Below are 23,498 nucleotides of genomic sequence, written 5' to 3' on the forward strand. Positions count from 1 at the left end.
CCACGGGGGCTTCGGGCTCCACCTCGATGAGGGTGAGGTGGGTGCCGCGAGGCGTCGACACCGCCGCCATCACGGCGCGGGCCACGTCCATCGGCCGCAGGTAGCCGTGGTGGCGCATGATGCCCCAGCGTTCCCAATCGGCCATCACCTCATCGATTTTCTCCGTCGGCCAGTTGGCCCCCTGCTCGGTGGAGGCCGGCCCTGGTCGCACGATGCTCACCCGCACTCCGGTGCCCTCGGTCTCCATCTGCAGGGCGCGAGCCAGAGCTTCGAGCCCGGTCTTGGATGCCACATAGGCCGCCATGTAGGTGCGCGGCACCCGCACCACGTCGGAGGTGACAAACACGATGTCGCCGCGTTCACGCTCCACCATGGCCGGTCCCAAACGCCGCACCAGCCGATGGGCCCCCACCAGGTTCACTTGTACCTGTCGGGCGAAGTCGTCGGGGTCAACTCCGAACGCCGAGGCGGGGAGCACGTCACCGGCGTTGGACACCACCACCTCAATGGGACCGAGCCGGTCCTCGGCCTGCGCCGCAAAGTGGTCGATGGAGGCGTTGTTGGTGAGGTCGAGCGCCAGGGCGACGGCCTCGCCGCCGGCGGCCAGGATGGTGGCCACCGTTGCCTCCAATCGCTCGAGGCGACGGGCGCCCAGCACCACCGGGTGACCCGCCTCCGCTAAGGCCAGCGCAGTGGCCTCTCCGATGCCCGCCGACGATCCGGTGACTACCGCGGCCCGACGATCCGGATGAGGGGGGAAGCGCGGCATCAGCGGGGCACCACGGTGGTGGGCAGGGCCGCAAACCCGCGCACGTTGACGCTGTGAACCCGACGGATGCCGCTGGGGTCGATGTCGTAGTGGGCCACTTGGGCCACCAGTTCTTCCAAACACACTCGCGCCTCGAGACGGGCCAGGGAGGCACCGAGGCAAAAGTGCCGCCCAAACCCGAAACTGGCGATCTGTTGCAGTTCGCGCTCCGGCCGGTCGAGGTCGTAGCGGTGGGCCTGCGCAAAGACCCTCTCGTCGCGGTTGGCTGATCCGACGACCAGCAGCACGCGGTCACCCGCAGGAATGGTGGTGTTGTGCAGGGTCACATCCTCGGTGGCGATCCGGGCCAGCATCTGCGTCGACGTGTCGTACCGCAGTGTCTCTTCGATCCAGGTTGGCACCCGCGCCGGATCCCGGAAGGGCTTAGCCCGCTGATCGGGGTTTTTCCACGCCCAGTACCAGGCGTTGCCGAGCAGTTTGGTGGTGGTCTCGTTCCCGGCCACCACCATGAGAAACAGGAAGCCCATGATCTCATCGTCGGTCAGGTGGTCGCCGTCTACCTCGGCGGCGAGGAGGGCCGAGGTGAGGTCGGTGGTGGGCGCCATCCGCCGCTGCCTGAGCATGTCGGCGTAGTAGGCCACCAGGGCGAAAGCGGCATCCACCCCGGCGGGGGGCACGTCGTCCATGCCTTCCTCCCGGTGCACCAACAGGTCCGACAGGCGGCGCAGTTCGGCGCGGTCGGCCACGGGCACGCCGATCAGTTCGCTGATCACATCCATCGGAAGTTTGCCGGCCAGGTCATCCACAAAATCGAAGGTTCCCTGTTCGATCGCCACCTCGAGGTACGAGCGGGTGAGTTCACGAATACGGGGTTCGAGTTCGGCTACTCGGCGCGGCGTGAAGCCTCGCGATACGAGCCCCCGCATCCGACCATGCCGGGGCGGGTCCATCGCCAGAAAAGACATCGTTCGGTGGGCATGCGGCCCGGAGGCCGCCGGATCGAGCGATACCCCGTGGGCCGATGAGAGGCGGGCGCTGTCGCGAAAACCGTCCACCACGTCGGCGTGTCGCGATAGCGCCCAAAATCCGCCACTGTCGCGGTCGTTGCGATACACCGGGGCTTCGTCGCGCAGACGTTGGTAGGTAGGGAAGGGGTCCTCGTGCATCTCGTAGTGGTAGGGGTTGTAGACCAGCGCCGTCATGCCGCCCCCCGCAGAACTAACACGGCCACTTCGTCCATCCGGTCGGCTAGTTCTGAGTAGGTGAAATACCCCATTCCCGCCTGCAACAATGCACCCGCCAGGGCCAGGTTCAGTGTCCGCAACACGGCGGGGTTGGCGCTCGCCCCGAGCGCGCTGGCGAGGTAGTCGTTGAAGGCGGCCCCGATGCGACCGCGTAGCCGATCCACGTTGGGATCGGCGGCGAGAACGGCGGTGGTGGAGGCGGCGGCGAGGGCGGGTTCCTCGGCGATGAGCAACGACAGGTTGGCGAGAGCACACGACAATCGTTCGCCTAACGAACCGCTACTGGGAGGCGCCGGTAGCCGCTGCAGGCGCCGCCAGAACACCTCGGCCACCAGGTGATCCTTGGAGGCGAAATAGGTGTACGCACTGGCTGGCGAAACCTGGGCTCGGCGCGCCACGTTGCGCACGGTGAGGCCGTCGTAGCCGTGCTGTCGGAGTTCGGTCATGGCTGCGTCCACGAGGGCGTCAACCCGATCTGATCTTTGGCCTGCCGCGGCGCGGCGAGCAGGGGCCGGAACCGCCGTACTGGACATGTGTCCAGACAGTAGTCTCGCCTTATGCCGCCCAGCAACCACCCTGAGAACCTCTCCGACCGACCCGATTACAGCGGGCCCTTCGACCCAGACTTCCGCTACGAGGACCTGTCCAAGGAAGCCCTGGTGCGCCTGGTGCGCGAGTACGCCATGATCGTGCACCTGCTTGATCGCTCGATGTGCGCCGCCATCGGCATCAAATACGGGCAAGAGGTAGTGGAGGAACTGGCCATCGAAGAGTGGCGCGGTGCATCACCTATCTACAACGAGCGACTGCGAGCGGCGCTGGGCATTCAGGGCGACGGCGTGGAGGCCATCTTCAAGTCGCTGCAACTCGATCCCGGCTTCCCGCACCACTATCTCGACGTGCGCTACGAGGTAGTGGACGACACGCACGGGTTCTTCGAACTGCGGTCGTGCGGGGCACTGATGGATGTGGAGCCCTGGGGAGAGCGGGCGATCACCGGCATGTGCCACACCATCGAAGACGCCACCTTCGACCCCACTGCGCAGGCTGTGAACCCCAAAGCGCATATCACCCATGTGCACCGCCCGCCCCGTCTACCGGCCGATCGCGTACCGCACTGTCGCTGGGAAATCACCATCGACGACGACAACGTGACGCTCGAAGAACCACCCATCACCACGATGACCCGCGCCACCACGGCGGCAACCTTCCAGTTCCCCCCCATGCGAGACGGCACCCCCCACCTGCCCCCGTCTACCACCAACGTGCAGATCAACTAACCGCTAAGGACACGGGAAGATCACTCGGCGGCGCGCTTGGCGGCGGTGGCGATGAGGGTCTCGACCGCACTGTTCATCTTGGCCCCGCTGGGCCAACCGGCGTAGTGCGTGAGGAAGATCACGATCTCCCGCAGTTCGTGCGCCGATAACTCCTCGTTGCCCAAACCCGCCTCGAGTTGCAAACCGAGTACGTCGTCCATTCCCCGACCCACCAGCAGGCCGATCAACAGCAGGCGACGGTCGCGATACGACAGTCCTTCTCGCTCCCAGATCTCGGCGAAGAGGTGTTCAACGGTGTACCCGAAGAAATCCCCCGGGCCGTCTCCCACGGTCGGCCACCCGTAGACCGAAGCCATCACCTCGAGGCCCCGCTGACGCTTGTCGGGATCGCTGTCCATGTCGTCTCCCATCGTTGGTTTGCGGCCGATAGTGGCCCACGCAAGGCTGAATATCTACGCTAGGGGCGATGGTGGCGCGCAGCGGGGCAACGGGATCTCGGCCTCGCCGGGACCAGGGGGCCAGATTATGCGTGGTCCTCGGCATCCTCGGGGGGGTGGTGGCCTTGCTGGCTGGGTGTGGCTTGCGCTCGGCCCCGGCCACCGTCACCCCCACCGTGACCTCCGCGCCGGCGGCCGGGAATCTCCCGATCAACGCCGCCGAGCCCTGCGGAAGAGACACAACCCCGCCGGACCGCTACGAACACGTGCTGATACTCATGGAGGAAAACCGCACGTGGACCGGCGGCCGTACCCCGGCGGTGGGCCCGGGCTTCTCGGCCGAGACCATGCCGTTCCTGCACCGCCTCGCCAACACATGCGGCTACTACCCAGAGTGGAACGAAACCACCGCCTCCCAATCCAGCCTCAGTCAGTACATAGGGATCACCTCGGGGGTCGCCAACCCCGCCACGGTTGATGGGTGCAAGCCGTCCGCAACATGTCGTTCCACCGACAACAATATTTTTCGCCAGGTCCGCTCGGCCGGAGGAACCCCTCGCACCTACGTGGACGGTGCTACCGAGACATGCTCAGCCGAGGGGAACGTGCCGCGGCACATCCCGGCGCTCTACTACTACGGCGGAGGGGACCACGAGTACTGCCAGGAAGAGGTCCTTCCGCTCAACGCGCTGGACCCCGATCACCTCCCCACCTTCGCCTTTGTGGTGCCCGACCTCTGCCACGACGGCCACGACTGCGACAACCGCACCGTTGATCGGTGGGCTCAATCCATCCTTACTCCCATCCTCGATGGCGCCACCTACCGCCAGGGTTCCACCCTCGTGGTGGTCCTCTACGACGAAGACGCCCCGGTTCCCAACATCCTCATCGCCCCCACCTCCCGATCTGGAGCGATCACCAACGTCACCGGTTCCCACGCCAGCCTCCTCAAAACCATTGAGCTCGCCCTCGGCCTCGACGTGCTGACCCAAGGGCAACTACCTGCTGCCATCGACCTGCGTCCCTCCGCCCACCTCTGAACCCCCCCCGAGGCCACGCGTCGCACTCCCTCTCTGGGTTCCACACACGCCTTGCCTGTGATAGCAAAATGCTCAGGCATCCGTGCCGTCCAGCGGGTACATAACTCAACCAACCAGCTGGAGGAACCCCTCGAATGCCCGACCTCCAAGAAGAACTTCCGCTTCCGGTGTCCACCACTAACGACATCCCCGGCCGCGTCACCGGGAGATTCCTGGGCCCGGTGTTCGGGCTGATCGTCCGATCTAGCGGCGCGGAAACCAGCCTGATCGGCCAGTTCAAGGGAATTAAAAAGGGTGAAGTGAAGGATTTTACCCTGGCGTTGGAGAAGGCCCGCCGCGTTGCGGCGGACCGCCTGGGGGAGCACGCCCAAGCATTAGGTGCTGATGCCGTGGTGGGTTTGCGCTTCGACTCCACCGAAACGGCGGGCCAGGATCAGGGAATGGCGGAGATCATGGCCTACGGCACTGCCATCACGCTCGACTGACCCCAATCGCCAGCGCTCCATGCCACCCCGCCGAGCAGTCGCCATCGGCCGGGCCGAACCGCGCGTCGATATCGGCGGCGAGGTCGCGGTAGCGCCAAGGTCAGCACCTAGCCGACTACTGCGCCCACATCCTCAGCGGCGAACAGAGGGAGTGGATCCATGCCCAGCCTCGCCCGGTAGGTGTTGTGGTAGTGGTGCAGCGTCGGTTCGTTGCGTCCGAAGACGATGTGATCCAGCGCGCCGGCGTTGGCGGCGGCCTGCTGGGAGGCAGCCATCACGTAGTCCTCGTCGCCCGCCTCGAGTTGCAAACCGAGTACGTCGTCCATTCCCCGACCCACCAGCAGGCCGATCAACAGCAGGCGACGGTCGCGATACGAGAGTCCTTCTCGCTCCCAGATCTCGGCGAAGAGGTGCTCCACGGTGTACCCGAAGAAATCCCCCGGGCCGTCTCCCACGCCCGGCCATCCGTAGACCGAGGCCATCACCTCGAGGCCCCGCTGACGCTTGTCAGGATCGCTGTCCATGTCGTCTCCCATCGGTGGTTCGCTCCCCGTAGTGGGCCACGCGAGCTCGGTGCCTACGCTAAAGGTTGCCGATGACGCGCGAAGGAGTGCCGGAATCTCGACCTCGTTTGGCCCGGCCGGTCGGGTGCGGCTTGCGCTTCGATCAGGCCCACCCGGGCACCCGGGCCAACCCCGAACTCGGCGGGGGTGAAATGTCATCACCCGCGGTCGTCCCCGATACCCTCGGGCATGGCTTGGATCGCGGTTGTGCCCTACCGGCGGTGCCCTGCCCCTCGCGGTGTCACCGTCGGATCGGCCCCTGCGGAGGCTCGGTGGACATCAGCGAGTTGATCGAAGCCGCGCTGGTGGCGCGACAGCGAGCCTATGCGCCCTATTCGGGGTTCCGCATGGGCGCGGCGGTGCGGAGCACGAGTGGCACCATCGTCACGGGCGCGCTCGTTGAGAACGTGTCGCTAGGCCTGGCGATGTGCGCCGAGCGAGTGGCGTTGTTCGCCACCATCGCCTCGGGGGAGCGGCCCACGGCTCTGGTGGTGGCATCACCCCGAACAAGCGGAGCGCTCACCTTTCCCTGTGGAGCGTGTCTTCAGGTGGGGCTGGAGCTCGGTGGCCGCGATCTCATGGTCGTGGCTGTAGATCCCGACGGCACGAACGAGCGCGCCGTACTGGGCGACCTCTTACCTCGAGGCCCCCACAAGGCGTGATCTTCGGAGTGCAGAGACACGCCCACCCCGGTAGGTGTGCCGTCGGCTCGGTGGCTACTTCTGGGCGATCTGCTCGAGCAGTTCGACCATCCGTTCCTCTGGGGTGGGGGGAACGTCTTCGTCCGCAACACCAGCGTTCCGTCGGTTCTTCAGCGCGTTCATCGGGACGACGACTGCGAAATAGATAACCGCAGCGGTGATCACGAACGTGATCACCGCACTGAAAAAGGCGCTGTAGTCGAATACCTGACCGTTGATGGTGAATGTCCCCCCCGTTGGGCCGGCCCCGGAGATCATCTTGATGAGCGGGGTGATGAAGGACTCGGTGAACTGTTTGATCAGAGCGGCAAACGCGGCGCCGATGACAACGCCAACGGCAATGTCCACGACGTTTCCTTGAACCACAAACTTCCTGAAACCAGCAATCATGAATCGTGTCCTTTGGGAGGCATCGTCCGAGATGCTCCGAGCATCCGCATTAGTGTCTGCGTTTTCCACACCCGGTGGCTGGCCGAACTGACCCTCCCAAGGCTAATCGCTGGGGCGCCCTGGGTGAAACGGGGGAACGGCGGTCAAACCTGAGACCGCGTGGGCTTCCGAGATCGTCATGCGACCCGCTTTACCGGTTTGCGACCACCACCGACCGGGATTGACTCCCCGGGCGGAATCAGCCGGATCGCCTGGGCCCCAGGAAGGTGTTGGCGGGAGTGCCGGAGCCGTCTCCCACCCGCTCGAGCGTGACCACCAAACCACCGCCATCCGGCCTCGTCCACACCATTCGTCCCTCGGCATCGAGCCTTCGGGTTACCTCGAGGCCTGGGATGCCGACGGGACGCAGAACGAACGCGTCGTTCTCGTAGGTGGCGATCACGTGGATCGGGGTAGTGAAGTCGAACACCGAAACGTCATGCACCCCTCGCTCTTCCGTACCATCGGCTCGGGCATCGGCAATGGTTCCGCCCCCCATGTCAATGATTCGGTCCGCACATTGCTCTATACGTTCGACGTAGGTGAGGATTGGATCATCGTGGGCCACCGGGACCCCGGCGCGTTCGGCGCCCACGGCGCGCCACAATCCGCGCAGGTCCGGCGCTCCCTCCACAATGGGCTCGGTGCAACCCTCAAGGACCGGCTCGGGGAAGGTGCCGCCGAATCCACCCGGTGGGGTGTGCGCCACAGGAATCTCATCGACTGGGCGCTGGCGACCGGTAGGCATGACTCGATGGTATTTGATCAGTCGTCCCCACTCGATGCCCTGGACCACCGGGTCAACTCATCCGGGGGGTCGAAGTTCCAAGCGAGACTCGGCTGCGAGATGCTCAACGGGGAGCCTTCGTGCAGAGCCTGTGGCGGGCGGGGTCGTGCTCACGACCTTCCCCGGAGGGGTCGCCATGCGGTCGCTTCTCGCCGGTTCGCAAACGGACCCGTCAGATGGTCTCAGCGCCGCTGGTCAGTCGCTGATACAACCCTGACGCTCGGGCGACGCGCCGTTCGACGGCCAGCCGGATGGACGCTTCGCTGGCCACGACGGTGAGCCGCTGCTGGGCTCGGGTCACGCCGGTGTAGAACAGCTCTCTCGTGAGGATTCGCGATGGCGGAGGCGGTGAGCACGACGACGGCCGCCGCTAGCTCCGCGGCGTCATCGAGCCGTATCCGCCAGCCGGCATCGGATGGGTCCAGGGCGACCACCCGGCTGGAGACCCGGACGTCGAGTCCCTCGGCGAGGTGCTTGGCGATGGCGTTCATGGTGGCGACGCCGCGGAACCGGGTGTGCCCGTCGGGGTCGACGATCCCACCGGGGCCGATCCGACCCTGGAACCACGGCCGGGCCACGCCGGCGCGCTCCCAGCCGGCCACGACCTCGGCGAACTCGGGTGTGTGGGTGGTGATGAACTGGGCGCCGTGGTCGAAGGTGGCATCCCCGATCCGGCGGGTGGCGAGGCGACCTCCCACCCCGCGGCCCTTGTCCAGGACCACCACGTCATAGGAGTCAGACAGATTCCGGGCGGCGGTGAGCCCGGCGACCCCGGCCCCCACGACCAGCACGCGTGGGCGGGGCATCACAGGCGGCCAGCGTCGAGGGCGGCGAGCACGTCGTCGGCCCGGGCCCGAACCTCCTGGAGATCGCCGAGTCGCTTCCCGGCGTGGACCTGCCTGGCCACCCGGGCGTTGCGGCCGAAGCGTTCCTGGTGTCGGTCGAGGAACGCCCAGTACAAGGTGGTGAACGGGCACGCGTCGGGGCCCACCCGCTGCCGTCGGTCGTACGCGCAGGGACCGCAGTAGTCGCTCATCTTGTCGATGTAGGCACCACCGGCCGCATAGGGCTTGGTGGCCATGCGACCCCCGTCGGCGTACAGGGCCATCCCGACCACGTTGGGGAGCATCACCCACTCGGCGCCGTCCACAAAACTGGACCACATCCAGTCGGTCATCTCCCAGGGATCCACCCCGGCCAGCAGGGCCAGGTTGCCCAGGATCATCAGGCGGGCGATGTGGTGCGTGTAGCCGTGCGCGTCGATGTCGCCGATCACGTGACTGACGCAGCGCATTTGGGTAGGTGCCCCCGAGAAGACCGGTGGGAGCGGTCGGTGGGCGGCGAGCTCGTTGGCACCCCGGTACTCGGGCATCCACTGCCAGTACTGGCCCCACACGTACTCGCGCCATCCGATGACCTGCCGAATGAACCCCTCGGCCGACGCGATCGGCACGTCGCCCCGGCGGAAGGCTGCTTCGGCTGAGTCGCAGACCTCCCCCGGCAGCAGCAGACCGAGGTTGAGGTACGGGCTTAGCAAGGTGTGGGCCAGGTGCCAGCTGGTCGACAACATGGCGTCCTCGTGAGGCCCAAAGACCGGCAACACCACCTCGATCACATGGTGGAGGCGTCGCAACGCCTCGGAGCGTGACGTGGCCCACGTGCCATCGGGGTCGCTTCCCCAGCACGACGCCGGGAGATCGGCGAGCACGGCGCGATCGAGGTCGTCGAGCGGGGTCCGGAGCGGTTCGGGCCATGCCCGCCCGTCTTTCGGTGGCCGCTCACGGTTGTCGGCGTCGAAGTTCCAACGACCTCCGGCCGGTTGGCCGTCGTCCATCAGGTAGCCGAGCCGGGTGCGCTGCCACCGGTAGAAGTCCTCCATCTTCGCCGAGCGTCGATCCGCCACCCAGGCGGCGAACTCGTCGTAGTGACAGAGAAACTGGTCGGACCGAACCACATCAACGCCCGACCGACGGAGAAGAGCCAACCCGTCGAACGACGCCGGCTCCATGGCCACTACCCGCGACGGACTGTGCTCTGCCCGATGAGCCCGCAGTCCCCCGGCCAGGGTCGGGGAGCACCGGTAGTCCACATCGAACCCTTCCGCCACCAACTCCGCCGCGAATCTCCTCATTGCGCACACGACCAGGTGGGCCCGCTGGCGATGCCACGACTTGGAGGCCAACTTCGCGCTGCTCTCCACCATCAGAACCCGAGCCGTGGCCGGATCCGCGTTTCGAAGCGGACCGAGGCCACGATTGAGTTGGTCACCCAGCACCCAGATCGTTTTCACCGCCCCAAACCTACCGGCGACGTCCCGCGATCGAGAGTTCCAACGGACTGCCCAAGGTCCCGGGTCAACTCCAGAAGGCGATGGGCTGCTGATGCACGCACTCACAGCCATGAACAAGATCCCAACGACCGTTGCGGGCCGCCGAAAATGCGGGGAAACGAAGCCCAGACGCCGGGAGCATGAACCGGGCCAACCAACGGTCCTGCCTTCGCGTCAGCGACGACGCCAAGGTAGGACCGAGGGGCGATCAGACTCCGTTACACCAGGTAGCGGGCACTTCACCGAGGCCGGGCACCACCACGGACACTCCACCGGTTTGGAACAAAGCCGGCTGCGTGCGGTGCAACTTCAGCACGGTCGGGAAGTCCACCACACCGACTCCGACGACCTCGATGCCACCCCGGGCGACAGCGGGAAGCAGCCCGAGGCTCTTCAACGTGCCGAGGCCGGCCTTCTGACACGCCGTGTTTTGCGTTGCCGGGGCCGCGTCGGCAGTACCACCCAGGGTAACCAGCGACATTGCCGCGACGGCGACACCGGTCAGGATCTTACGTTTCATAATATTCCTCCAGTTGTGGGTTGGACCTATTGTTCGGTGCCACCGCCGAAGCCGGATGGCCGCCGCCGCCCGATGCATCGTTTCCCTTGGCGCCAAGGGCCCCGAACGGACGTGGAATACCCCTGGCTCGAAGCCAGTAGGCGCAACCCCGGCGCTAGCGCACGTCGCGCCGGGTTGGAGAGAGAAGACGATGGTGGAGACGATGGGACTCGAACCCACGACCCCCTGCTTGCAAAGCAGGTGCTCTAGCCAGCTGAGCTACGCCCCCGAGACCGGCCGATGATACCTGGCTCGGCGGGGGTTCCCGACCTGGCGATCGTTCGCCCCCGGTAGGACCTCACTCGGCGCCGGAAACCAGCGTGTCCACCCGCCTGACTAGAGACAGGATCGGTTGGCTGCCTACGCTGAACGGCGATGCCTCCCCCGCCGCCGGCCCACCGCCGCCAAACCAGCGAGGTCTACCGGCTCCGAAGGGTCATCGCCCTGACCTTTGCTCTTCTCCTCACGATCGCCATCTTGCAACTCGCCAAAGCGGGTGGAGACGACGGCAGCCAACAGGCCGCTCCGGCCACCACCGAGTCCACCACCACCACCACCACCATCGCCCCACCCCCGGCCTGCGCGGAGGGCGAGCTCCAGGTGCTCGAGGACCCCAACGCCAACTGGGCCACGTTACTGGTGGACACCGAGCGGGCCATCCCGGCGTCCTATGGCCCCCCCGACCTTCGCAACATTGCCGACGCCGGTTTCCCCCTTACCGAAGGGGTGGCCTTGCGGGAACTCGTGCTCGCCGACCTCGACGCCCTCCGCCAGGCGGCCGCCGCCAATGGCACCCCCATCGGCATTCTGGCCGGTTACCGCAGTTTCTCCCGCCAAACCGACCTCTTCGACCGTCGAGTCGACGAACTCGGCGCCGCCGAAGCCGGCAGTCGAGTGGCCCGGCCGGGGCACTCCGAACACCAACTCGGGACCGCCGTTGATGTAGTCACCGAGGGTGCCCGCGATGTGGATCAGGCCTGGGGCGCTTCGCTCACCGGGCAATGGATCGCCACCAACGCTTTCAAATACGGCTTCGTCATCAGCTACCCCCCTGAGTCCCAGGAACGCAGTTGCTTCGACTACGAGCCCTGGCATCTGCGCTATATAGGCCGACAACTGGCCGCCGACGTCATCGATTCGGGTCTCACCCTGCGCGAGTACCTCTGGCAGTTGCAACCGCGGCCCCTCGCCACCACCACGACCACCACCACGGTGGCCCCGTCGCCCTGATTCAGCCGCCCAACGTGGTGGGCGGGGTGGCAACCTCGCCGTCGCCGAGTATGTAGAGGTAGCCCGCCCGGCTCCCGATATAGACACGGTTCTTCCACACCGCCGGGGTGGCTTCCACACACCCCCCCAGGTTCACCGACCACAGTTCCGGCGGCACCACGTCGGGGTCGGACACATCGAAGGCATGGAAGTTGCCCTCCAGGCAATCACCGATGAGCAGCACATCGTCCACGATGACCGGGCTCGCCCACGCCGGCCCGGGGAGTTGACGCTCCCACTTCACCTGGCCCGTGGCCCGGTCGAGAGCAATCAGGCGACCGGCATCGCTGGTCACCACGATCGTGTCGCCGAAGACCCCGGGGGTGCCGTAGATACCGCCCTGCCCCGAGGTCTCATTGAACTTCCAGACCACCGGGTTGGCCTGGTTCGACGGATCGAGTTTGGTGAGTTGACCCACCTCGACCGAACGCGGACCAGGCCGGTCGTTCTCACCCGCCACGTAGAGCATCCCCTCCTCGTCAGCCACGATCGAAGGATCGTTGTCGCCCGAGGTGTAGAAGCGGAACGCCCTCGTGGGGGTCCGGCCGTCCTTGAGCCCGGAGAGGTCGTACCCCCAGATGAGCCCCGCCGAGGTGCCGAAGTAGGCCATGTCGCCCACGACGGTGACGGAACTTTCGATCGACGCATGCTCATCGCCATTGGCGGCGAGCACCTCCTGATCCCACACCTGGTCGGAAAACACCACCTCCGGGGCTACCTGCACCAGGCCGGCAGCGTCGTAAGACCGATTGAGTTTGATCACCCAGAAGCGGCTGCTCTCGCTGCCTACCACCATGTAATCGCCAAGGATGATAGGTGAGGAGTCCCAGTCGTCGTTCCACAGGCAGGGGCAGGTGGACTCGCTATCGAGCTTCCACAGCACCTCGGAGGTACCGGGGCGGTCGAGAGCCACCACCCGTAGGAAGTTGTCGCGCGAGCCGGAATAGACCAGCGGGTAGCCATCGGGGTCGATAGTGGGAGTGCCCTTGATGATGTCGCCCGTCACCACGTCGGGAAGGATCCGTTCGCCGGTGTCGGCATCCATGAAGTGGATGTGACCGTCGTAGCCGCCGAAGATCACCCAAGTGCGATCGTCGCGCTCGACAATGGTGGGCTGGCCCGTCCAACCCATTCCGCACCACACCTTGGTGGTACCAAGATTCGCCGACGAACGACACATCGCCTCATCGGGGAAGCGCTTCAGCACCGCAGGGGCCGCGGGTACCGGGCCTTGGCCGTAGTAACTCCGAGACGGGTTTCCCCGGAAGGTCAGGAGCCCGCGCACGGTGGCATTCGGATACGGCTTCATAAAGCCCGCCGGATCGGCCAGGCCCGGATAGTCCGTGGTGAAGACCCCCGGATCCTTTTTCTTCTTGTCCGGGTCGCTACCCTTTTCGGCGGTCGTGGAGGTCGACGAGGTGTCGGTGTCGGGTGATGCTTCCGGCGCCGCCTTACCGGTAAATCGATCCACCCCCACGCTGGCCAGCAGCACGACGACGCTGGCCAGGGCCAGAAGGAACAACGTGAGGCGACGCCGCCGATCTTGAGACATTGCGAGGAAGCGTACTGGCGGGCTTGAGCGCAAAGCGGTCACCCACCGGCGAGTTGGCCGGTAACTTCGCCGCCATGGACCCGCAACATGCCCATCGTTTCGAACCCCTTGGGGACGCGCTGGCGGCCCGTTGGGCCAACTTCCCCGACGGACGGGGGCGCATCTATTTCCCCCACCACGTTGGCCTCGTGCTGGAGGAGGTGCGACAGGACTATGCCCGCATGCGCCTCCCCTACCAACCCACACTCGATCAACCACTCGGGGTGGTGCACGGTGGGGCGATCGCCACCCTGGTGGACACCGTGGTGGTGCCCGCCGTGGGTCAGGCCTACGCCGTGGGCTGGGGCTACTTCACCGTGCAACTAGACGTTCGTTTTATCGGCACCGTGGTGCAGGAGGATGCCGTGGCCGAAGGCTGGGTTGACCACCGCGGTCGCACCCTCGTGTTCTGCCGGGCCGAGGTTCGCACCGCCTCGGGCACACTGACCGCCGACGCTACCCTGACCTACGCCATCCGCCCCCCTCGCTGATTCCACCGCCGGTTACCCCCGGCGGCGAAAGCCGATCTCCAGGTTGCGCACGGCCCCTACGAAGATGTTGGGCTCGATCTCGGGCGGGGCCAGCACCTCCAGATCGGTGATGGTGGCCACCAGTGTCTCCATGAGAAGGCGCAACTCGAAGCGGGCCAGCGATGCGCCCAAACAAAAGTGGGTGCCGAACCCGAAGGCGATCTGTGGGTTTGGACTCCGGCCGATGTCGAACGTGAAGGGATCGGTGAACACCCCTTCGTCGCGGTTCGCCGATGGATAGAGCAAGGCCAAACGATCCCCGACCTTGATGGCCGTGCCCGCCAGTTCCGCGTCACGGGTAGCCACCCGGAACATGTTGTTCAGTGGAGTTACCCAGCGGATCATCTCCTCCACCGCGGCGGGAAGTCGCGAACGATCCTCATACAGGGCCTCCCACTGATCGGGATGCTCCGCAAAGACCATGAGCGAGCGGGCAATCACCGTGCGGGTAGTTTCGGCGCCGCCGCTGATGAGCAGACCCGCCTCGTTGACCATCTTGGACTCGTCCATCGGGCAGCCGTTGGCCTCGCCTTGCACCCACGCCGACACGATGTCCTCGGCCGGGCACTCTCGGCGCTCCGCCGCCGTGGCTTGCAGTACCGCCACGAACTCACCGATCGCCGCCAGAAAGTCGCTCGCGATGGCTTCGTCGTGCGGCACTGAGTCGTAGCGCATGAGACGTTCCGACCATGATCTGATCTCCGGCCATATCTCCTCGGGGAAACCGAGCAAATGGGCCGTGAGGCGCGCCGGCAGGGCGGCGGCGAGAGCGGTGACCGCCTCCATGCGGCCGTGCTCCCCCGGCGCCACCCCGTCGGTAAAGGCAGCCACCAGATCATCGATGATGCCCACCATCACCTCTTCGGTGGCCTTCACGGCCTTGGGGGTGAAGCGGCGCGCAATGAGGCGCCGCTGGTGGAGGTGACCCGGGTCGTCCTGGGCGATCATGTTGTCTTCGCTGAGGTTCTGGAGCGATCGGTAACTTCCGGCGCTGGAGAACACCTCACTGCGGTGTTCCACATCGAGCACATCGGCGTGGCGAGTCACCCCCCACATCTGCGAGGTCTCACAGCGATACACCGGCTCATTGGCTCGCATCCACGTGAAGGCCTCGTGCATCCCATCGAGGTCGCCGTAGAACTCCGGACGCAACAGGTCGATCGGCGGGCGAGGGGTCGTGGCTGCCAAGCGATCCACTGTAGCGAGCACCAATAACAACTGTTACTTGCCCGACCCAACCAGGCCGAGGTGACGGTCTACCCTCGAGGACCATGGTTCCCCACCCCCGCGTGGCGCTGAGCATCGCGCTCCTTCTGCTCGCCGCCGCCTGCGCGAAGGAATCCACCCAACCCACCGATCCGAATGCCTCCCCCACTGGCGGTGGGCCAGCGTCCACGCCGGCCGGTGCCTTCGCTCCCGCGCCGATTTCTTGGAAGGACTGCGACGGCGTGGAGTGCGCCACGCTGGCCGTACCCCTGGATTACAGCAAGCCCGACGGCGAAACCATCGAGTTGTACATCACCCGCGTCCCCGCTGAGGGCGAACGCTACGGCGCCCTGTTCGTCAACCCGGGTGGCCCCGGCGCTCGTGCCTCGGACCTCGCTAGCTCCGTCGCCAACCTGCTTCCCGATGTGGCCGAGCACTACGACATCCTCGGCATGGACCCCCGCGGCGTCGGTGGTAGCACGCCCATCAGCTGTGGAGTCGATCTCATCGAGCTCTACGGCGTGGACCCCACCATCGATAGCCCCGCCGACCGTGCCGCCATCCTGGAGGTGACCGAGAAGTACGTCACCGATTGCGCCGAGAAGTACCCCGATCTGCTCGCCCACCTCGGCACCACCGACGTCGCTCGCGATATGGACACCGTCCGGGCCGCCATGGACGATGAACGCCTCAGCTACCTCGGCTACAGCTACGGCACGGCCATCGGCCAGGAGTACGCCCGCCTGTTCCCTTCCCACATCAACAAGATGGTGCTCGACGGCGCAGTGCCCCTGGGGCCCTCCGGTCTCCAGCAGGCCGGCGATCAGGCCCTCGGTTTCGAAACCGGGCTCAACCGCTACGCGGCCCGCTGCAACGCCGACCCCGAATGCCCCGCTCGCGGCCACGCTCTCGCATCAGTGGAAGAGGTGCTTGCGCTCGCCGAACAACCGGGAGGCATCCCCGCGCCGGCGGCCGACCGGCCGGCCGGTCCGGGCGAAGCCAGCCTCGGTATCAGCTACGCCATGTACTCCGAGGACCTCTGGTCCCAACTCGATCAGGCAGTGAGCGACGCTCTCGGCGGCGACGGTAGCGGCCTCGTCGACCTCGCCGACGGCTACCTCGAGGCGTCGGGCTTCGAGGTCTACTTCGCCGTCAGTTGCCTTGATTTCTCTTGGCCCAGCGGCGACCCCGAGGCCTTCTTCACCGCCGCCACCTCGGTGGCCGAAACGGCTCCCCACTTCGGGGAAGCTCTCGTGTTGGACTATCTGCGTTGCGCCGACTGGCCCGTAGCCCCGGTGCCGCTCGACGCTGTCACTGCCCCCGAAGCCCCGCCCATCTTGGTGATTTCCACCACCGGCGATCCCGCCACGCCCTACGCCGCAGGCGTGGCGGTGGCCGAAACACTGGACAGCGGCGTCCTCATCACCAACGAGGGCGACGGCCACACCGTGGTGGGCGACGGCAAAGACTGCATCGACGACCTCGTCACCGATTACCTCATCAACAACGTCGTGCCCGAGAACGGCACCACCTGCAACTAAAACCCCGCGCTACCCCGCCGTACCTTCGGCCACCAGGCGCTCGAGAAGGAGTTCGGGGTGGTCACCTTCCACCCGGGCCAGCCAGTAGGGGCTCTCGAAAAGGGCGTAGCGGGTTCCATCGGCTCGGGCGTAGACCGCCACCCCATGCAGGGCCCGCAGGGATGCGGTGCTGCTTTCGTCCGTCTTGCGGGCCACCCGCCAGGTGGTGGGGTTCAATTCCGTGGGCGCCCCAAACTCGTGCTCGAGTCGGTGCGATGCCACCTCGAACTGCATCGGCCCCACCGCCGCCAGCATGGGGGCCTGATCGCCGAGGTCCTGATCGCGCAGCACCTGCACCACACCTTCCTCATCGAGTTGCGCAATGCCCCGCCGGAACTGCTTGAAACGCCCGGTGTCGATTACCCGAGCGATCACGAAATGCTCGGGCGCGAACTCGGGCAATCGCGGGAACTCCACCGGCCCGTCGAGATACAGCGCGTCACCCACTTTTACATCGGTGGCGTTCACCAATCCGATCACATCACCGGGCCAGGCTTCCTCGATGGTGTCGCGTTCCTGCCCGAACACCGAGTGGGCGTATTTGGTGGCGAAGGGCTTTCCGGTGGGTTCGTGGGTAACCACCATCCCCCGTTCGAACTTGCCCGAGCACACCCGCACGAAGGCGATGCGGTCGCGGTGACTGGGGTCCATATTGGCTTGCACCTTGAAAGCGAACGCCGAGAACGGGGCGTCGAGCGGCCGGGCGTGGCCCTCCACGTCCAGGCGCGGCTGCGGAGGAGGGGCGAGATCAATGACCGCATCCAGCAGCAGGCGCACGCCAAAGTTCGTGAGCGCCGAGCCAAAGAACACCGGGGTGACCTCCCCGTTGCGGAAGCGTTCCGGGTCGGCGTGAGCCCCCACCTCGTCGAGCAAGCCAATTTCATCGGCGGCCACCCGCCAGGCGTCACCTTCCTCGACGGCCGCATCGGCGGCCTCCACCACCTCCTCGCCTGCTTCGGTGGCGCCCCGAGCGGTGCGGGTGAAGCGCACATAGGTCCCGCTCCGTCGATCCACCACACCGCGAAAATCGCCGGCAATACCCACCGGCCAGGTCACCGGCGTGGGCACGATCGCCAGTTGGGCCTCCACCTGATCAAGTAACTCCAGAGGATCGCGCCCGGGCCGATCCCACTTGTTGATGAAGGTGAGTAACGGGAGGTTCCACTCGCGACATACCTCGAACAATTTGAGGGTCTGCGCTTCGATGCCTTTGGCGGCATCAAGCACCATGATGGCGGCATCGGCGGCGGCCAACACCCGATAGGTGTCCTCCGAGAAATCGCGGTGACCGGGGGTGTCGAGCAGATTGAGGACACAGTTGCGATAGGGGAACTGCAGCACGGTGGAGGTGATGGAGATCCCGCGCTTCTGCTCCATCTCCATCCAGTCCGAGGTCACTCGCCGCCGCTCGCCACGCGCCTTGACCGCCCCGGCCGACTGCAGCGCGCCGCCGTAGAGGAGAAACTTCTCGGTGAGGGTGGTCTTGCCCGCATCGGGATGACTGATGATGGCGAAGGTCCGCCGCCGGGCGGCTTCGTCATGGGGCTCCAACATGAGAACAGTCCACCCGATGGGGCTCGGTGAGAGCGAACCCACACCCGAGGGCGACGTCGCCGTGTTGGTGGCGGTGGCACCAGAGTCTCGGTCTCCACCGATGGTCTAGGTTTCTGGCGCACCCGCGATTGCCTGAGAAAAGGGAGAGGTCAAGCGGAATGGGGGACTCCGAAAACTCGCCGCCACCCACTCCCTTTGTTGCGCTGGTGCGACGACTCACCGACACCCTGAGCCCCCTCGTGTTCCTCACGGCTCTGGCCGTGGTGGTGTGGCACCCCACGGTGGGCATCATCCTGCAAGGGGCCCTCGTCGGGGGCATCAGCGCCCTACTCGCCGTGGGTATCGCCCTGATTTATCGGGCCAACCGGATCGTGAACTTTGCCCAGGGCGACCTGGGCGTAGTCCCGGCGATCTTGGCCATCCTCCTACTGGCCCCGGACCAGCCGGGCGGACCACCGGACTGGATGACCGGTCTGCCCTATCTCGTGGCCCTGGGCGTGGGGCTCGGGGCGGCCATCGTCCTGGGTTTCCTGGTGCAGAAGTTGTTCATCCTGCGCTTCTCTCGATCGCCCCGGCTCATTTTGACGGTGGCCACGATCGGCATCGCGCAACTACTCGCTGCCCTCGCTCTGTTCATGCCGGGGTGGTTCGGATTCGAAGCACTCGGCGCCCCCCAGATCACTCCACCCTTCGACATCACCGCCAACCTCGGCGGCGTGGTGTTCGACAACAACGATCTGATGGTGTTCTTCCTCGTCCCGCTACTCCTGGGGGGCTTGGCCTGGTTCCTGCGGACCACCCGGGTTGGCATGGCCATTCGGGCCGTGGCCGAACGATCGGACCGAGCGGCCATGCTCGGCATCCCCGTCGGGAGGATCCAGACCACCGTGTGGATCATGACCAGCGTGCTGGCCTTCGCCACGGTGTTTCTCCGGGCCGGCGTGATCAGCGTGCCCATCGGCACCGTGCTGGGGGTCACGGTTTTGGTCCGGGCGTTGGCTGCGGCCGTGATCGGGCGCATGGACAACTTCCCCCGTATCACTGCTGCGGCGGTGGGCCTGGGGATCGTGGAGCAGTCCATCGTGTACTCCACTGGGAGAGACATCTACGTCTTTCCGGTGATCTTCGTCATCATCGTGGTCGCCATCGCCGTGAACCGTCGGCGTCGCGGGAATCGCGTCGACGATGACATCGTGTCTACCTGGCAAGCGGTCCGAGAGATCCGTCCGATCCCTGGCGAACTGCGCCGCCTGCCGGAAATCCAGGCCGTTCGCTACGCCCTCCTTGGCTTCGTGGGCCTCACGGCGATCGCCCTGCCCTTCCTGCTCCCGGCGGGAAAACTTTCGATCGCTACCGACACCGCCATCATCGCCACCGTGGCGATCTCGCTCGTACTGCTCACCGGTTGGGCGGGCCACGTGAGCCTGGGCCAGATGGCCTTCGCCGCCATCGGGGGGGCGGCGGGCGGATGGATCACGCAGTCGGCCGGGGGCGATTTGGCCATCGCGTTGCTGGTCGGTGGCCTGGCCGGCGCTCTGGTGGCGGTGGTGGTGGGCTTACCGGCGGCCCGGGCCGGCGGCCTCACGCTGGCCGTGATCACCCTCGGTCTGGCATCCGCCACGCTCTACTGGCTCCTCAACCCAGAGTTCTTTTCCTGGGTGCCCCGCGGCCGGTTCCGCATCGAGCCGCAGTTGTTCGGACGCATCCCCATCGATTCGGAAACGTCTTTTTATGGACTGGCCCTTGCTGTCCTCGCGCTCTCCATCGGACTCCTCCAGGGCATCCGTCACAGCCGCACCGGCCGGGTCCTCATTGCCTTGCGGGAGAACCCCCGGGCGGCGGAGTCCTACGGCGTCAACGCCGTGCGCACCATGCTCTCTGGCTTCGCCTTCTCCGGCTTCATTGCCGCCATGGCCGGGGTGTTGTTTGTGCACCACCAGCATGGCTTCTCCAGCAACATCGTGGGCAACCCGTTCAGCCCCGAAGCGAGCCTGCGGGTGTTTTCCATCGCGGTGATCGGCGGACTTGGCTCGATCCCAGGGGCGGTCATCGGCACGATCTACGTGTTCTCGCTCCAGTACTACATGCTCCCTGAGTATCGCTTTCTGGCCACCGGCTTTGGCCTGCTGGCCATCCTGCTCCTGCTCCCCGGTGGTCTGGGGGCGGGCCTGTCCGAGACGAGGGACCTCGGCCTCCGGTGGGTGGCGAAGCGCCGCCAGATCCTCGTGCCCAGCCTGCTCGCCGATCGGAAGTCCGAGGCGTTCCATGTAACGCCCGAGATGGCGGAGGCCATCGCCGATGCCGTGGATCGCCCCGAATTCGACGATCTCGCCAGCGAGGGGCGGTCGTGATCGCGCCGGTAGCCGATCGCCGGGTGTTATTTCACGTTCGCAACACCCCCGTGCACGCCCCACGACCACCGCGTCGCTACCTCAACGAGATCACCGGGGGCCACCCCGCCTTCCCCTTGCTGGTGCTGTTCGGGCTGAACGCGGTAGACGAACTCGACCGCACCCTGTTCGGCATCGTGGGACCAGAGATCCGAGATGAATTCGGCCTCACCGACCAGGGCTACCTGAGCCTGATCGCGGTCACCCTGCTCGGTGGCCTGCTCCTCGAGGTGCCGCTGGCCTACTACGCCGATCGCATGCCGAGGGTCCGCATTGCCGTGGCCGGGGCGGCGGTCTGGTCACTATTCGGGGTGCTCACGGGACTGGCGGGGGTGCTGTGGGTTCTCGTGTTCGCCCGGATGGGGTCCGGTATGGGCCGGGCGGTAGTGAACCCCACCCACAACTCCCTGCTCTCGGACCTCTACCCGATCGACAAGCGCACGGAGGTATTCGGTTTCCATCGGATGGCCAACGCCCTCGGAGCCTTCATCGGCCCCTTGGTGGGAGGCCTGTTGGCCCAGGCGTTTGGGTGGCGCGTGCCGTTCTTCGTGTTTGTGATCCCGAGCATCGTGTTCGTGGTGCTCGGGCTCCGACTCAAAGAACCGGGCCGGGGCCACTTCGAACGGGAAGCGGCGGGAGCCTCGGCGGCGGTGATCGCCACCGACGAACTGCCACCGTCATGGGCTGAATCCATACGCATCCTGTGGCAGATCCGGACACTCCGGCGCATCTGGTACTCACTTCCGTTCCTGGCCGCGTCGGTCATTGGCCTCGTGAGCCTCACTTCGCTGTATTACGCCCAGGTCTTCAACCTTGATGAGGCGCAACGAGGGTTCGTGGCGGCCATCACCGAACCCGCCCAACTCGTGGGCATCATGTTGGGCATCCCCCTCGCTGCTCGCCTCATGGCTCGCGATCCCGGCTCGGGCCTGCGCCTCCTCTCAGTGGTGGCCGTAGGAATCGCGGGGGCGTGGGTGGTCTTTGCCCTGGCCCCGGTGGTCGCGGTGGCGGTGCTGGCCAACGTCCTGGTGTCGGGCCTCTCGGCTCTGTTGGCCCCGGGGATCTTTGCCTCACTTTCGCTCACCATCCCGCCCAAGGTGCGATCGCTGGGCTATTCGATGGCCTCGCTATTCGTACTGCCGGGCCTCATCATGCTCTACGTCATCGGCGGGCTCTCGGATCGCTACGGCATTCGCGTGGGCCTGTTGGTGATGGTCCCCGTCTTCCTCATCGGTGCCGCCATTCTCTCCTCGGCTTCGATCTATGTGAAGGCCGACATCTCCAAGGTGTGGACCTCAACGGCCGCCCAGGCCGAGGTGCTCCACCAACGCCAACAGGGAGAAGTGAAACTGCTTTTGGTCCGCAACCTTGATGTGGCCTACGACGGCGTTCAGGTGCTTTTCAACGTCAACTTTGAGATCGACGAGGGTGAAGTGGTGGCCCTGCTTGGTACCAACGGGGCCGGAAAGTCCACCTTGTTGAAAGCCATTGCGGGTGTGGTGCCGGCCGCGGCCGGCGCAGTGGTCTTCGACGGCCGCGACGCCACCTACGCCCCGGCGCATGAAATCACCGCTCGGGGAGTGGTGCTCGTGCCCGGCGGCCAGGGGGTGTTCCCGTCGCTTACCGTGGCCGAAAATCTCCGGCTGGCTGGGTGGCTCGAGCCCGATCGCGACCGTCGCGCCGCGTCGCTAGACCACGCCCTGCTCCAGTTCCCTGTGCTGCGAGACCGCCTATCGGAGCCCGCCGCCGCCTTGAGTGGCGGCCAGCAGCAAATGCTCACGATCACCATGGCCCTGCTCACCAAACCCCGACTCCTGATGATCGACGAACTCTCTCTCGGCCTCGCCCCCACCGTGGTGGCCGAACTTCTCAAAGCCGTTGAAGCCCTCAAAGCCGGCGGCACCACCGTGATCCTGGTGGAGCAGTCGGTGAACGTTGCCCTCACCGTCGCCGATACCGCCTACTTCATGGAGAAGGGCGAGATCCGCTTCAATGGTCCTACCGCCGAACTACTGAACCGGCCCGACGTGTTCCGATCGGTGTTCCTCGAGGGCGCCACCGATCTCGAGGGTGGCCGCCGCGTCCGCACCGTCGCTCCCCCCGTGGCGGTTCCCTCCCGTCGAGAGCCAACTCCCTCCCTCGCCGAGCCCTCCAGTCCGGTGGTGCCGCGTCTTTCGGTGCAGGGAATCACCAAGAAGTTTGGCGGCATCAACGCCCTGCGCGACGTCACCTTCGACGTTGCGCCGGGGGAAATCCTCGGCTTCCTCGGCCCCAACGGGGCCGGCAAGACCACCTTGTTTGACGTGCTCTCCGGCTTCCAACCCGCCGCGGGCCGGTTGTGGCTCGATGGCGACGACATCAGCGGTCTCGCCCCCGACCGCCGCGCCCGACTCGGCTTGGGCCGCTCCTTCCAAGACGGTCGGCTCTTCCCCGCTCTCACCGTGGTGGAAACCATCGCGGTGGCCTGCGAACGGTCGGTGGAAGTCCGTGACCCGGTGGCCGCCGCGCTCCATCTGCCGGCCGTCATGGATTCGGAACAGAAGGTACACGAACGCGTCAACGATCTCATCGAAGTGCTCGGCCTGGAAGCCTACGCCGACAAGTACGTCCGGGAGTTGTCCACCGGCAGCCGACGGGTGGTGGACTTGGCCTGCGTGCTGGCCCATCGCCCCCGGGTGCTGCTGCTCGACGAACCCTCCTCGGGCATTGCCCAGCGGGAGGCCGAGGCGCTGGGACCGCTACTCCTGCGCATCCG

21 protein-coding genes, 1 tRNA gene and 1 pseudogene are annotated in these 23,498 nt (G+C 66.1%); 9 read left to right on the forward strand and 14 right to left on the reverse strand.

Annotated features, from left to right (window positions below; genetic code table 11):
• The 3 genes from EXQ71_12115 to EXQ71_12125 form a co-directional block, all read right to left on the reverse strand.
• Positions 1 to 769, reverse strand: a 769-nt coding sequence (locus EXQ71_12115) for an SDR family oxidoreductase (protein ID MSO88242.1), incomplete at its 3' end; no start/stop codon positions are given.
• Complete coding sequence (locus EXQ71_12120) at positions 769 to 1,971, reverse strand: cytochrome P450 (protein MSO88243.1); 1,203 nt, start codon at positions 1,969 to 1,971, stop codon at positions 769 to 771. The genes EXQ71_12115 and EXQ71_12120, both read right to left, overlap by 1 nt.
• On the reverse strand, positions 1,968 to 2,546 hold the full coding sequence (locus tag EXQ71_12125) for a TetR/AcrR family transcriptional regulator (GenBank protein MSO88244.1): 579 nt from the start codon (positions 2,544 to 2,546) through the stop codon (positions 1,968 to 1,970). The genes EXQ71_12120 and EXQ71_12125 overlap by 4 nt, the downstream gene beginning before the upstream one ends.
• 24 nt (positions 2,547 to 2,570) lie before the next feature.
• Here EXQ71_12125 and EXQ71_12130 point away from each other — a divergent pair, with 24 nt between their 5' ends.
• Positions 2,571 to 3,293 carry a hypothetical protein gene (locus tag EXQ71_12130; GenBank protein ID MSO88245.1) on the forward strand — a complete coding sequence of 241 codons (723 nt, stop codon included), beginning with the start codon at positions 2,571 to 2,573 and terminating at the stop codon, positions 3,291 to 3,293.
• Positions 3,294 to 3,313: 20 nt separating this feature from the next.
• Here the strand turns inward: EXQ71_12130 and EXQ71_12135 are convergent, their stop codons facing one another.
• The gene (locus EXQ71_12135) at positions 3,314 to 3,703 is read right to left on the reverse strand and encodes a carboxymuconolactone decarboxylase family protein (protein ID MSO88246.1); all 390 of its coding nucleotides are present in this window, start codon (positions 3,701 to 3,703) and stop codon (positions 3,314 to 3,316) included.
• Positions 3,704 to 3,759: 56 nt separating this feature from the next.
• On the opposite strand from EXQ71_12135, the gene EXQ71_12140 reads away from it, so the two are divergent.
• Together EXQ71_12140 and EXQ71_12145 are read left to right on the forward strand one after the other, a co-directional pair.
• A complete protein-coding gene (locus tag EXQ71_12140; protein MSO88247.1) occupies positions 3,760 to 4,770 on the forward strand; it encodes a hypothetical protein in 1,011 nt (336 codons plus the stop codon).
• A gap of 134 nt (positions 4,771 to 4,904) precedes the next feature.
• Positions 4,905 to 5,255, forward strand: coding sequence for a YbjQ family protein (locus EXQ71_12145; GenBank protein ID MSO88248.1), 351 nt, complete (start codon positions 4,905 to 4,907; stop codon positions 5,253 to 5,255).
• Positions 5,256 to 5,548: 293 nt separating this feature from the next.
• Here the strand turns inward: EXQ71_12145 and EXQ71_12150 are convergent.
• Positions 5,549 to 5,791: pseudogene (locus EXQ71_12150) on the reverse strand (carboxymuconolactone decarboxylase family protein).
• 179 nt (positions 5,792 to 5,970) lie between these two features.
• Between EXQ71_12150 and EXQ71_12155 the strand changes: the two are divergent.
• A complete protein-coding gene (locus tag EXQ71_12155; GenBank protein ID MSO88249.1) occupies positions 5,971 to 6,480 on the forward strand; it encodes a cytidine deaminase in 510 nt (169 codons plus the stop codon).
• Positions 6,481 to 6,534: 54 nt separating this feature from the next.
• Here the strand turns inward: EXQ71_12155 and EXQ71_12160 are convergent, their stop codons facing one another.
• The 6 genes from EXQ71_12160 to EXQ71_12185 all read right to left on the reverse strand — a co-directional run bounded on the left by EXQ71_12160 (position 6,535) and on the right by EXQ71_12185 (position 10,852).
• Positions 6,535 to 6,909 (reverse strand): MscL family protein, encoded by a 375-nt coding sequence (locus EXQ71_12160; GenBank protein ID MSO88250.1) that lies wholly within the window; start codon positions 6,907 to 6,909, stop codon positions 6,535 to 6,537.
• A 238-nt stretch (positions 6,910 to 7,147) separates the two neighbouring features.
• Positions 7,148 to 7,696, reverse strand: a complete 549-nt coding sequence (locus EXQ71_12165; protein MSO88251.1) for a hypothetical protein — start codon at positions 7,694 to 7,696, stop codon at positions 7,148 to 7,150.
• Between the two features lie 221 nt (positions 7,697 to 7,917).
• The gene (locus EXQ71_12170; protein MSO88252.1) at positions 7,918 to 8,541 is read right to left on the reverse strand and encodes a hypothetical protein; all 624 of its coding nucleotides are present in this window, start codon (positions 8,539 to 8,541) and stop codon (positions 7,918 to 7,920) included.
• Positions 8,541 to 10,025: a cryptochrome/photolyase family protein gene (locus EXQ71_12175; protein ID MSO88253.1), complete on the reverse strand. Its 1,485-nt coding sequence runs from the start codon at positions 10,023 to 10,025 to the stop codon at positions 8,541 to 8,543. The genes EXQ71_12170 and EXQ71_12175 overlap by 1 nt, the downstream gene beginning before the upstream one ends.
• A 247-nt stretch (positions 10,026 to 10,272) precedes the next feature.
• Entirely contained in the window at positions 10,273 to 10,584 is a 312-nt protein-coding gene (locus EXQ71_12180) for a hypothetical protein (protein ID MSO88254.1), read from the reverse strand.
• A 191-nt stretch (positions 10,585 to 10,775) separates the two neighbouring features.
• Positions 10,776 to 10,852: transfer RNA gene (locus tag EXQ71_12185), tRNA-Ala, on the reverse strand.
• A gap of 146 nt (positions 10,853 to 10,998) precedes the next feature.
• On the opposite strand from EXQ71_12185, the gene EXQ71_12190 reads away from it, so the two are divergent.
• Positions 10,999 to 11,853, forward strand: coding sequence for a D-alanyl-D-alanine carboxypeptidase family protein (locus tag EXQ71_12190; protein ID MSO88255.1), 855 nt, complete (start codon positions 10,999 to 11,001; stop codon positions 11,851 to 11,853).
• A 1-nt stretch (position 11,854) separates the two neighbouring features.
• On the opposite strand, the gene EXQ71_12195 is transcribed toward EXQ71_12190, so the two are convergent.
• A complete protein-coding gene (locus EXQ71_12195; protein MSO88256.1) occupies positions 11,855 to 13,444 on the reverse strand; it encodes a hypothetical protein in 1,590 nt (529 codons plus the stop codon).
• 23 nt (positions 13,445 to 13,467) lie between these two features.
• On the opposite strand from EXQ71_12195, the gene EXQ71_12200 reads away from it, so the two are divergent.
• On the forward strand, positions 13,468 to 13,974 hold the full coding sequence (locus tag EXQ71_12200; protein MSO88257.1) for a PaaI family thioesterase: 507 nt from the start codon (positions 13,468 to 13,470) through the stop codon (positions 13,972 to 13,974).
• A 12-nt stretch (positions 13,975 to 13,986) separates the two neighbouring features.
• Here EXQ71_12200 and EXQ71_12205 read toward each other — a convergent pair whose 3' ends face one another.
• Positions 13,987 to 15,222, reverse strand: a complete 1,236-nt coding sequence (locus EXQ71_12205; protein MSO88258.1) for a cytochrome P450 — start codon at positions 15,220 to 15,222, stop codon at positions 13,987 to 13,989.
• Positions 15,223 to 15,284: 62 nt separating this feature from the next.
• Here EXQ71_12205 and EXQ71_12210 point away from each other — a divergent pair, with 62 nt between their 5' ends.
• Positions 15,285 to 16,760, forward strand: a complete 1,476-nt coding sequence (locus EXQ71_12210; GenBank protein ID MSO88259.1) for an alpha/beta hydrolase — start codon at positions 15,285 to 15,287, stop codon at positions 16,758 to 16,760.
• Positions 16,761 to 16,769: 9 nt separating this feature from the next.
• Here EXQ71_12210 and EXQ71_12215 read toward each other — a convergent pair whose 3' ends face one another.
• Positions 16,770 to 18,353, reverse strand: a complete 1,584-nt coding sequence (locus tag EXQ71_12215; protein ID MSO88260.1) for a peptide chain release factor 3 — start codon at positions 18,351 to 18,353, stop codon at positions 16,770 to 16,772.
• Between the two features lie 158 nt (positions 18,354 to 18,511).
• Between EXQ71_12215 and EXQ71_12220 the strand changes: the two genes are divergently transcribed.
• Both EXQ71_12220 and EXQ71_12225 read left to right on the forward strand, forming a co-directional pair.
• Entirely contained in the window at positions 18,512 to 20,704 is a 2,193-nt protein-coding gene (locus tag EXQ71_12220) for a hypothetical protein (protein ID MSO88261.1), read from the forward strand.
• A partial coding sequence (locus EXQ71_12225; protein ID MSO88262.1) for an MFS transporter occupies positions 20,551 to 23,498 on the forward strand: 2,948 nt, incomplete at its 3' end. The genes EXQ71_12220 and EXQ71_12225, both read left to right, overlap by 154 nt.

This window comes from Acidimicrobiia bacterium (genome assembly GCA_009694375.1).
Classification (GTDB): Bacteria; Actinomycetota; Acidimicrobiia; order Acidimicrobiales; family VFJN01; genus VFJN01.

Bases quoted from the DNA above. Each gene is read 5' to 3' on its own strand.
- EXQ71_12120 (MSO88243.1), bottom strand. From the start codon at position 1,971: ATGACGGCGCTGGTCTACAACCCCTACCACTACGAGATGCACGAGGAC.
- EXQ71_12125 (MSO88244.1), bottom strand. From the start codon at position 2,546: ATGTCCAGTACGGCGGTTCCGGCCCCTGCTCGCCGCGCCGCGGCAGGC.
- EXQ71_12130 (MSO88245.1), top strand. From the start codon at position 2,571: ATGCCGCCCAGCAACCACCCTGAGAACCTCTCCGACCGACCCGATTAC.
- EXQ71_12135 (MSO88246.1), bottom strand. From the start codon at position 3,703: ATGGGAGACGACATGGACAGCGATCCCGACAAGCGTCAGCGGGGCCTC.
- EXQ71_12140 (MSO88247.1), top strand. From the start codon at position 3,760: ATGGTGGCGCGCAGCGGGGCAACGGGATCTCGGCCTCGCCGGGACCAG.
- EXQ71_12145 (MSO88248.1), top strand. From the start codon at position 4,905: ATGCCCGACCTCCAAGAAGAACTTCCGCTTCCGGTGTCCACCACTAAC.
- EXQ71_12155 (MSO88249.1), top strand. From the start codon at position 5,971: ATGTCATCACCCGCGGTCGTCCCCGATACCCTCGGGCATGGCTTGGAT.
- EXQ71_12160 (MSO88250.1), bottom strand. From the start codon at position 6,909: ATGATTGCTGGTTTCAGGAAGTTTGTGGTTCAAGGAAACGTCGTGGAC.
- EXQ71_12165 (MSO88251.1), bottom strand. From the start codon at position 7,696: ATGCCTACCGGTCGCCAGCGCCCAGTCGATGAGATTCCTGTGGCGCAC.
- EXQ71_12170 (MSO88252.1), bottom strand. From the start codon at position 8,541: ATGCCCCGCCCACGCGTGCTGGTCGTGGGGGCCGGGGTCGCCGGGCTC.
- EXQ71_12180 (MSO88254.1), bottom strand. From the start codon at position 10,584: ATGAAACGTAAGATCCTGACCGGTGTCGCCGTCGCGGCAATGTCGCTG.
- EXQ71_12190 (MSO88255.1), top strand. From the start codon at position 10,999: ATGCCTCCCCCGCCGCCGGCCCACCGCCGCCAAACCAGCGAGGTCTAC.
- EXQ71_12195 (MSO88256.1), bottom strand. From the start codon at position 13,444: ATGTCTCAAGATCGGCGGCGTCGCCTCACGTTGTTCCTTCTGGCCCTG.
- EXQ71_12210 (MSO88259.1), top strand. From the start codon at position 15,285: ATGGTTCCCCACCCCCGCGTGGCGCTGAGCATCGCGCTCCTTCTGCTC.
- EXQ71_12215 (MSO88260.1), bottom strand. From the start codon at position 18,353: ATGTTGGAGCCCCATGACGAAGCCGCCCGGCGGCGGACCTTCGCCATC.
- EXQ71_12220 (MSO88261.1), top strand. From the start codon at position 18,512: ATGGGGGACTCCGAAAACTCGCCGCCACCCACTCCCTTTGTTGCGCTG.